Annotated in this window: 7 protein-coding genes and 1 pseudogene; 3 read left to right on the plus strand and 5 right to left on the minus strand. The window is 37.8% G+C overall.

Annotated features, from left to right (window positions below; all coding sequences use genetic code 11):
* Positions 1 to 107 precede the first annotated feature (107 nt).
* The 4 genes and pseudogenes from V5N67_RS02325 to V5N67_RS02340 all read right to left on the minus strand — a co-directional run bounded on the left by V5N67_RS02325 (position 108) and on the right by V5N67_RS02340 (position 3,082).
* A complete protein-coding gene (locus V5N67_RS02325; RefSeq protein ID WP_332060265.1) occupies positions 108 to 590 on the minus strand; it encodes a hypothetical protein in 483 nt (160 codons plus the stop codon).
* 46 nt (positions 591 to 636) lie between these two features.
* Positions 637 to 997, minus strand: a pseudogene (locus tag V5N67_RS02330) (hypothetical protein).
* 256 nt (positions 998 to 1,253) lie between these two features.
* Positions 1,254 to 2,267: a sensor histidine kinase gene (locus V5N67_RS02335; protein WP_332060267.1), complete on the minus strand. Its 1,014-nt coding sequence runs from the start codon at positions 2,265 to 2,267 to the stop codon at positions 1,254 to 1,256.
* Positions 2,268 to 2,287: 20 nt separating this feature from the next.
* Entirely contained in the window at positions 2,288 to 3,082 is a 795-nt protein-coding gene (locus V5N67_RS02340; RefSeq protein ID WP_332060268.1) for a response regulator, read from the minus strand.
* A 170-nt stretch (positions 3,083 to 3,252) separates the two neighbouring features.
* On the opposite strand from V5N67_RS02340, the gene V5N67_RS02345 reads away from it, so the two are divergent.
* The 3 genes from V5N67_RS02345 to V5N67_RS02355 all read left to right on the plus strand — a co-directional run bounded on the left by V5N67_RS02345 (position 3,253) and on the right by V5N67_RS02355 (position 5,645).
* Positions 3,253 to 3,453 carry a NepR family anti-sigma factor gene (locus V5N67_RS02345; RefSeq protein ID WP_332060270.1) on the plus strand — a complete coding sequence of 67 codons (201 nt, stop codon included), beginning with the start codon at positions 3,253 to 3,255 and terminating at the stop codon, positions 3,451 to 3,453.
* 6 nt (positions 3,454 to 3,459) lie between these two features.
* Complete coding sequence (locus V5N67_RS02350) at positions 3,460 to 4,014, plus strand: RNA polymerase sigma factor (RefSeq protein WP_332060271.1); 555 nt, start codon at positions 3,460 to 3,462, stop codon at positions 4,012 to 4,014.
* A gap of 224 nt (positions 4,015 to 4,238) precedes the next feature.
* The gene (locus tag V5N67_RS02355) at positions 4,239 to 5,645 is read left to right on the plus strand and encodes a sensor histidine kinase (RefSeq protein WP_332060273.1); all 1,407 of its coding nucleotides are present in this window, start codon (positions 4,239 to 4,241) and stop codon (positions 5,643 to 5,645) included.
* Between the two features lie 1,095 nt (positions 5,646 to 6,740).
* On the opposite strand, the gene V5N67_RS02360 is transcribed toward V5N67_RS02355, so the two are convergent.
* Positions 6,741 to 8,726 (minus strand): M23 family metallopeptidase, encoded by a 1,986-nt coding sequence (locus V5N67_RS02360; protein WP_332060275.1) that lies wholly within the window; start codon positions 8,724 to 8,726, stop codon positions 6,741 to 6,743.
* Positions 8,727 to 8,924: the final 198 nt, after the last annotated feature.

Genomic DNA, 8,924 nt, shown 5'->3' on the forward strand with positions numbered 1-8,924 from the left:
CCTTTTGGCTTAAACGCGGAAAAAGATGTATGAGCATTTGTTATTGTTTATGCTCTTAGCTTTTAAATTAAGAAATTACTTCGATTGATTACAGATGCATAAAGATTTTATTGACTCTTGAAAGGAAGAAGAGGAGACGAGTATTGCGTTGTTTTAATTGAAAGAATTGTAGTAATTGCACCAGTATGATAATTGTAAATTATAAATTTTATTTGCTCTTCAGGTGTTAAGATTTTCAATGCAATATTGTGCTCTGAAAGACTTTGTGACAGAATCTGTGTGCCTTTTGGTAAGGAAAGTGTGTGCTGAACAATTTCTGTATTTTTACCTTGAGAAGAAACGAGACTTGTTTGTTTGGAAGCAGGTTGAGTGGCTACAATTTTATATACAACTCCAAACAGTACTGCGAGAATAAGAATAAGTGTTATCGAAATAGAAATGATCATTAAACGCATGAGCTTTTTTCTAACGCGTTCTATCGTAGGATCTAAGGGGTGATCTTGAGGCAGAGTGCACAGTTTTGTACGATGATTTCTTGAAGTATCATTCTGTTTGTTATCCGCAGTATCACTCTGCTTATTATCTGCCATGCTGCACTCTTTCATTCGTTTTTTGAAATATGATTTGTTTATGTTTTTAATAATTTTTGTGCAAAAAGTCTATGGCAACTGTACGTAGAAGAAGGTGTACTGATAAAAGTTTTTTGCTGTTTGTGTGCAGATTATTTTTTATGTTCTTGACTGGTAAGTAAGAAGTTTCCTCTATTGGTCACAGACCAGATGAGATCCACTTCTTGTTGATGTAAGTTTGTGTGTATATGCGTGCATTGAGCAAAAATTTGTTGTCCATAAAATGCAAATTTTTTGGTAGATGGTACCATGGCTCGCTCACATGCTTGAGCTGTGGGATAGGTTTTGACCATTGTACTGTTAGAGTAACAACTGTTAAAATCATCTGTACATGAAACCAAGAGAAGAACAAAAAAAAGAGGATTCATAAAACATTTTCCAAATGAAAGGTTGATAGTATAAAATGCCATCTGTCAACATGAAGAGAGCTCTCTTATTGTTCAATGTTTTCAAAGGTTTTTTGTTCCTAAAAAATTAGGAGTGATTTTTCATCAGCAAGGTCAGCCCTTAAGTAGGATGGTCGTGCAGAAATAATGTTTTTGTATTAAGTGTGATAGTTTGTTTAGAGATACTCTGCGAGGGGGTATTTTATTTGCTCATTTTGCAATGTTCGAACTGCTTTTTTTAAAAAAAGGTATCAAAATAAGTATCAGGAACATACAAGCGATAAAAAATTCCTTTTTCTGTCAATTTTAAAGAAGATGAGCCATTTACTGAAACAGGGACAATCTTTTCTAAGACAGCGCTGCCAAAACAAGATTGGTTATCCGTAGAAAGAAGGGTTCCTGCTTCAAAATTTTCATTCCAAGTAATGAGGAGTTGCGTTTCCCTATTCATTTTCGTTTGAACTTCACAACATACACATACGTTTCCTTCTTCTTGTGATAAAGCACCAAAAGAAAGGGAATTGACAATGAGTTCATGAAAAGCCAAACCAATATGTAACGCTGCGTTTGGAAAAAGATAAGGGTCTACGCCTTCAATAGAAAAGCGTTCTTTTTCTTTCATTAAATAGCCCAAAGTTTGCGAATGAACCAATTCACGAAACTGAGCACCACGCCAATCAGAATCGGTGATCAGATCTTGAGAATGAGAAAGAGAGTGGATACGTCCTTGAAATTTGCGTAAGAAAACTTGAAGCGATTCTGTGTAGCGTGCAGTTTGACTGGCAATACTTTGGATGATTGCCAAAAGATTTTTAGAGCGATGACTGACTTCTCGAAGTAATATTTTTAGCACTTGCTCACGTCGGCGTAATCCTGAAATATCAATACCAGTGGTGATAATGCCAATAATTTCCCCTTGATCATTGTGGTGGCAATCAATAGAAAATTTGTACCAAATGGCTTGTTTTGCCGTATCCTCAAACCGTGCTTCGATGGTTTGCATTTTTCCTGTAGCTAAAACCTGCAATTTGATTGTTTCCATATTATCGGCAAGATCAAGTGAAAAAAAATCACTATCACGACATCCAACGCGCCATTTATTATGCAAATGCTTCGGCAGATTTTCAGCCCATAAATAGACCAGATTCGTTGTCTGGTATAAAACACAAATACCAGCCCCACAGATTGCTTGCATTAAAGCTCTAAGACGCGATTTATCCATGGGTGGCTTTGGAACAGGAGTAACAATCATGATCAAAATGTTATCTTGTGTTAGGCAGCTTTAGAAGCCTTTTTTTGAAAAAATAAAGCCTGTGAAATTAGCGCCTTCACCATGTCAGGGTTAAACGGTTTTGTGACCAAAAAAGTGGGTTCTGGACGCTCTCCAGTGAGTAACCTTTCGGGAAAAGCAGTAATGAAAATTACAGGGATACGGTCATTTTGTAAAATGTCATTAACTGCGTCAATACCAGAGCTGTTATCAGCCAATTGGATATCGGCTAAAATCATTCGTGGCTTTTTTTGGTGGTACATCACTACAGCTTCATCGCGAGTGCGGGCAATCCCTACAACCTGATGACCAAGACTTTCTACCATTTGCTCAATATCCATCGCAATAAGAGGCTCGTCTTCAATAATCATAACCTGTGTGGCAATTTGTTGAGAAATGTCAACTGATGCTTGGGTAAGAAGTTTGCGAAACGCTTTCGCATCAAGATTCATAATTTCGCTGGCTTCTTGCTCATTAAAACCTTCAACTGCAATCAACAAAAATGCTTGGCGTGCACGTGGTGTGAGATACGATAATTTAGCATGAGTCTTTTGTTCAATACCAAGTTGTGGCAGCGGCTCAGGAATATTAGGTGTCGTTTGATCAAAGAGGTGACAAAAGAGCCAATAGGTACCAATCCGATCACTGGATGTCTTGGGAAAAATGGAAATGTCAGCAATGAGCGCTTCTAACATTGCTGATACATAGGCGTCACCAGATAATTGGCTGCCCGTGACAGATCGGGCAAAACGACGAAGATAGGGGAGATGTGGTGCGATGCGTGTTGATAATGACATGATTTATAAGCTCCTTTCATCTTTGCAAGCACTTTGTTGATTGAAATCCCCAACAAATGAAAAAGTTCCTCTGCTTGTATGGAACTTTTGACATAAAACTATATTTACAACCATGAGGCGAAAATCTCTTCTTAGTGTTACTATTAGTATATGGATTAGGGGGATGAAAAATGAACGACCATGATGAAAAAAATCTCGCCAATCATTCGTTTGGAGATGATGTTCTCGGGGTCAATAGCGAAATAGCGCGAAAATTGCGCCAGTTTTACGTAGGGATTCAGGAAGAAGCACTGCCTGTACGCCTGCTGGAGCTTTTGGAGAGATTGGATCAGGCAGAGCAATTTGGCTTCAAGAGTGTAAAAAAGGTTTGATCCTTTATGACAGTGAGTGTGAAAGATTTTAAACAGGAATTACTTTTGGTTCTCCCAGCTTTACGGGCTTTTGCTATTTCTTTAAGTAGCAAACATGATAAAGCTGAAGACTTGGTTCAAGATACTATTATGAAGGCGTGGGCTAAACAAGACAGCTTTGAAATGGGTACTAATCTTAAAGCTTGGCTTTTTACTATTTTGCGAAATGAATTTTACAGCCAAATGCGCAAAAAGGGAAGAGAAGTTCAAGACAGTGATGGCATGTTTACCCAAAATGTAGCTATTCATCCTTCTCAATATGGGTCACTTGACTTACAAGATTTTAAAAAAGCCTTAAATGCGTTATCTGCTGATCAAAGAGAAGCCATTATTCTTATTGGAGCGTCTGGTTTTTCTTATGAAGACGCTGCGGCTATTTGTGGTTGTGCCATTGGAACAATCAAAAGCCGTGTTAGCAGAGCGCGCAATCGCTTGCAGGAACTTCTCAAAGTGAATGGTGAATCTGATTATGGTCCAGATTCTTGTTCGGCTGGAAGTATATTGTGTTCATTTAGTGGCTAAAAAAATGTAATAATTATGATTGATGATCTTGTTTTTTTTATCCCCGTTATAGCTATTAACGTAAAGTGGTGTTCTGAGGAAATTCAGAGCGTTTGATGTGTATCCTTGGGAAAATAAGAAAAGCTTGTGTGAAATTTTCAATCGGGCTTTTGCGCTATGTTTCATAAGGCAATCCTCTTTTCTGCTGAAAAATGACGATTTTCAGGTTCGCCGATGGAAATTATATGACAAAAAAGACGATTTTTCTGCCTAAAGTACCCACTTCTGATGCAACGATATCACGATGGCGTTGGGTGGCAATTATTGTTTCTCTTGTTATGGCTTGTGTGGCATCGACTTTTATTATACTGCTCTCAAATGCAGTGGATCGGGAAATTGCGCAGTTGAATACAAGTTCAGAATTGCGTGAACAGGCTGATTTAGTACTCATTAGTTTGATCGATATGGCAATAGCTGACCGTAGCTATGCAAAAACCCGTAAGCCAGAAGACAAAGCACGTTTTGCAAATGCAGCGCGTCATCTTAATGATACTCTCGATTATACTGCACTCATTGTTTATGCACATCCGCAATGGTATGAATGGTTTGCTGATTTTAAAAAAGAGGTTGAAATACGTAAAGATCTTATGAATTCTCATATGCTTGCTCTTGATGCGTCACCTGACCAATCTTCTCAACCCTCTCGCATCCCTGAAATCCAAAAGATCCAAATTGCGCGCTTAGCCCAATTGATGACAAATTTTATTAATGGAGATGATACTATACGGCAAAGCCAGCGCGAAAATATAGCGTTGATGCATGCTGCTTTAACATTGGCAGCAATTGTTTCTGTGGTGAGTACTTTTATTTCAGCTTATTTTATCATTAATCGCTTTCATCGTGATATGCGTTCCTTAAAAATGTACCAATTGCTGCTTCATAGTGAAAATGCTGCCCTTGAAGCTCGTGTGAAAGAGCGCACACACGAATTGGAAAAAGCACGCAATCATGCAGAAAAAGAACGACAACGTGTTGAAATGTTGCTGCAAGATGCTAGCCATCGTATTGGAAATTCCCTTGGAACTGTGTCTTCTCTACTTGGTTTGCAATTAAGTCGTAGCGAAAATAAAGAAGTGCGTTCTGTTCTTGGTGCTGCACGTGATCGCATTCAGACAATATCAACGGCACATCGTCGTTTGCGTTTGAGTGATGATATGGAGACAACTTTATTGGCGGAGTTTCTCAGCTTAGTGGTTCGAGATGTCGAGTTGGCTGTACCTTTTGAATTGCGCGAAAATATAACTATTCATACTTCTTTCAAAGAGTGTCGACTGTCTTCAAGAGATGCTACAACACTCGGTATTATTCTTGGCGAGTTGCTAACAAATTCCTTAAAACATGCTTTTCCTGATCAACGTTCTGGGAATATTTATATTTCGTTTGATTCTCAAGAAAATGGACAAATGGTGCTCATTGTGGAAGATGATGGTGTGGGCATACGTTGCCAAAGCTCACAGCAAAAAACAGGTCTTGGTCGCTTGGTTATTGAACAGCTTTGTATGCAATTTGGGGAAAAATCACTCTTTGAAACCTCTACTTTGGGGGGGACAAAGGTGACCATTCCTTTGCCAAAACTCAACATGAATAGTTAAAATCTCTTGTCAAAATCTTTCTTCATTGATCAAAGGAGAAACAGAAAAGGTTTGTATAATCTGCTATTATTTGAAAAAAATACATTTTAGCCTAAAATATGTTTACAGAGAAGAATCCACGACAAAGAATATCAAGATCATTGCTCACAATGGGCAACCCTCTTCTACTGTAGATTTTCATATCTTTTCCCCATTCTTCAATAATATCGTTATGCAATATATGTTTTGCTGTGTGTACAGGAATTATTGTTGAACAGTTGATTATTTCGTACGTGATAATGTAGCTCTTAAGTTTAAGGTTGAGGCGAGAGGATGTGTGTGCTCGGATAAATTTTCTGTGATGTTTATGGGAAAGAATGATTCGTTTAAATATTGATAAAAATTTTGATGACTTTTTTCAATGAAGACAAGTGAGAATATTCATGAATAAAGGTTGAGCGAATCGTATTATGGAAAATTTATAGTTTTTTCCTCTTATGTTCGCAGAAATTGAAGTTTTTTTCTTACAGTCGTATAAACTGGATAATTTTGCAATTGTGCATAATGAATCTCTCCATGAATTTTATAAGGTGCGTAAACACTTTTCTCTAACGCAAACGATAAAGAGAAAAATGTGTGAAGAAAATCTGTTCATTCATCAGTGATATGTGATTGAAATGAGAAGGAGCATTGCTCTATTTGCATGGATTGAATCGCTCGCAACCAGCACTCCACAGAGAATTTTATGTCTCTATAGGTCTGTCATATCAAGGGCTTGCTTTCAAGAGATCTCTTTGCATTCTTCCATATCTATTTGCCAATATTGTTTATGAAAAGAAGTGTAGCGCAAAATTTATGATGCATCACGATCGTAATTATTTATGAAAATATGAAATGAGTGTTGCCATCATGATATTCCCACCCTGCATGTTAGGGTTGCATATCAATGAGGTATTAAGTGCGTGTTTTACTTCCTTCTACAATTTTAAAAGAGGATGGTATTTAAAAGAGGATGGTAGCGCATTTAAAAAGAAGATGATGGCACATTTTTTAATTATCGTGATGCTATGTAGGAGAGCATGTCTTGAGAAAGCAAGTTTCATTTTGAAAGACCATTTAAGACGTGTCTTCTGATGGTGCTACCGGGCTATTTATCAAAGCGTCAATATTATTTTTTTCTTGCAAGAATGCTTGCAGGTCTTGATTGGTTAAAGTTTTACTATCAGGTAGACGGATACGCATTGGGTTTACTTTTGTACCATTGACAATGATTTCAAAATGACAATGGGGACCTGTCGCCATGCCCGTTGATCCGACATACCCAATAATTTGTCCTTGTCGTACTTTGACACCTGGTTTAATACCTTCTGCATAACGGCTTTGGTGTGAATAACTGCTGATATACCCATTGGCATGTTGAATTTCTGTATGATTTCCATAACCACCTCTGACACCCATTTGTATTACAACACCATCTCCAACAGCAATAATCGGTGATCCTTTTGGTGCAGCCCAATCAACGCCTGTGTGCATTCGAACATATCCTAAAATAGGATGTTTGCGTGGTCCAAAGGGGGAACCAAAAATGCCATTTGGAACGGGTTTACGCAGCAAAAACGGTTTCGAATTTTTTCCCTCTGAATCATAATAATCAATGCTACCATCTCTTGCTTGATAACGGTAATATTTATAAGTTACCTTGCCGAAAGTGGCGCTGATATAATGAATTTCAGGGTCTGCATTTACGGTTGTTTCTTCTTTTCCCTTCAGGCTCTCTTCATTGTTTTCACTTTTTTGTGGCACGGCATAAAATATTTCAAGCTGATCGGTTGGCGTTATCTTACTTTTCATATCAAAATTGGTTGCAAGCAGATGAATGAGATGTCGAGAAAGGGATTGCGACATATTGTGACTGAGCACAGCATTATAGATGGCATCATAGATCGTTGGTAATTGTGCAGGATTCATATGAGGATGAGGAATACCATTGCGAAAAGCAGTTTTTAGTGCATGCGACATTTCTGGTTCTGCACTTTCAACGAATTGGTTATTATCATTAAGAGCAATAGTGAGAATATGAGACATTCCTTGATAGATACTTGCACGTACAAGATGGTCTTCTTCTCCAAGCTGTGTGATGATTCCAATCCGTATGAGACTGCCTGCTTTGAGTGTATCTGAACGGTTAAATATAGCTAAAGTATTTGCAACCTGTTCAATTTGTTGTTCTGTATAATCGTTTTTTTTGAGGGCATCGATTATTTTTTGTTTTTTATGAATGGGAATAATATCTTCAGCATAATTTTGGGTAAGATCAATCCGGTGACTTTTGGGAGAGATCGTTACATTTTCTTGAACAATGCGGACTTCTGGAGCCTCGGTAAATTGGGGGGAAGTGGGCAAGCTGTCTGATTGTAAAGACGGATCAACCATTGTGAGAATTGAGGGATGTTGGGTGATTTTTTCTAAAGAAAATCCCGCTTTTTGTAACTCTTGTTGTGCTGCATTGGCAGTGAGGATATCTGCGCCATCAAAATTGACTTGATCAATAATAAAATCATGACTGCGTAAGGTCATTTTTGTTCCCACTTTTGCTCCGTAAATATGTCCAGAATTTTGTGGCTTCACGGTTTGATTTTGCGCAACATTAGCAAAAATGCTTAACGCATCAAATTTGGGATAAGTGTATTGATGTTGTCTCTCTTCAGCCAGTGCCATTCGAATCCATTCAAAATTTTGAGTCTGAATAACTTTTTCAGCACCTCTTTTTTGCAAAACGGATACTGTAAATTGGCGTTTACTATCAAAACTTTGTCGTGCACGCGTGGGAGAAATACGATCCCCTTTATATCCATTGGGGTCAAGCAGTTGTGAAGTTGGTAGGTGCTCTTGAATAAACCATTGTGGGGGTGTGATTAATTGTTGTTGTTCATCTAAGGCAGCAAAAAGCGCAATCCCCATAAGAATGCAGGAGGTAACTCCAATAAGAGTTGTTCCTGCAAGCCACCGTATAGAAACTTGTCGACGAGCAGGAAGAGAACGTTTAATCACAAGAGCAGGGTCCTGCCCAAGATCATTTTTCTGATGTTGGTTATCCCACATAAGACTTTCATCATAGATTTTAGAATACTAAAGCTAGAAAACTAGCATAGCTTAGAATGCTTTTACAAGCATTTGCTTTACATGTAAGGATATTACGTTTTTTAAGACCTGTACTATTTTGATAGAAATTTTTATTCTCACACGTTTAGATTGCAAAATAAGGTACTGGAATTATTTTTTATTTTTTCTGTAAAAATT

Origin of the sequence: Bartonella rhinolophi (assembly GCF_036576165.1) — a bacterium.
In the GTDB taxonomy this organism is placed as follows: Bacteria; Pseudomonadota; Alphaproteobacteria; order Rhizobiales; family Rhizobiaceae; genus Bartonella.

Excerpts from the sequence above, each read along its gene's own strand:
- V5N67_RS02355 (WP_332060273.1), top strand. The coding sequence starts at position 4,239 with ATGACAAAAAAGACGATTTTTCTGCCTAAAGTACCCACTTCTGATGCA.
- V5N67_RS02360 (WP_332060275.1), bottom strand. The coding sequence starts at position 8,726 with ATGTGGGATAACCAACATCAGAAAAATGATCTTGGGCAGGACCCTGCT.
- V5N67_RS02345 (WP_332060270.1), top strand. The coding sequence starts at position 3,253 with ATGAACGACCATGATGAAAAAAATCTCGCCAATCATTCGTTTGGAGAT.
- V5N67_RS02350 (WP_332060271.1), top strand. The coding sequence starts at position 3,460 with ATGACAGTGAGTGTGAAAGATTTTAAACAGGAATTACTTTTGGTTCTC.
- V5N67_RS02335 (WP_332060267.1), bottom strand. The coding sequence starts at position 2,267 with ATGATTGTTACTCCTGTTCCAAAGCCACCCATGGATAAATCGCGTCTT.
- V5N67_RS02340 (WP_332060268.1), bottom strand. The coding sequence starts at position 3,082 with ATGTCATTATCAACACGCATCGCACCACATCTCCCCTATCTTCGTCGT.
- V5N67_RS02325 (WP_332060265.1), bottom strand. The coding sequence starts at position 590 with ATGGCAGATAATAAGCAGAGTGATACTGCGGATAACAAACAGAATGAT.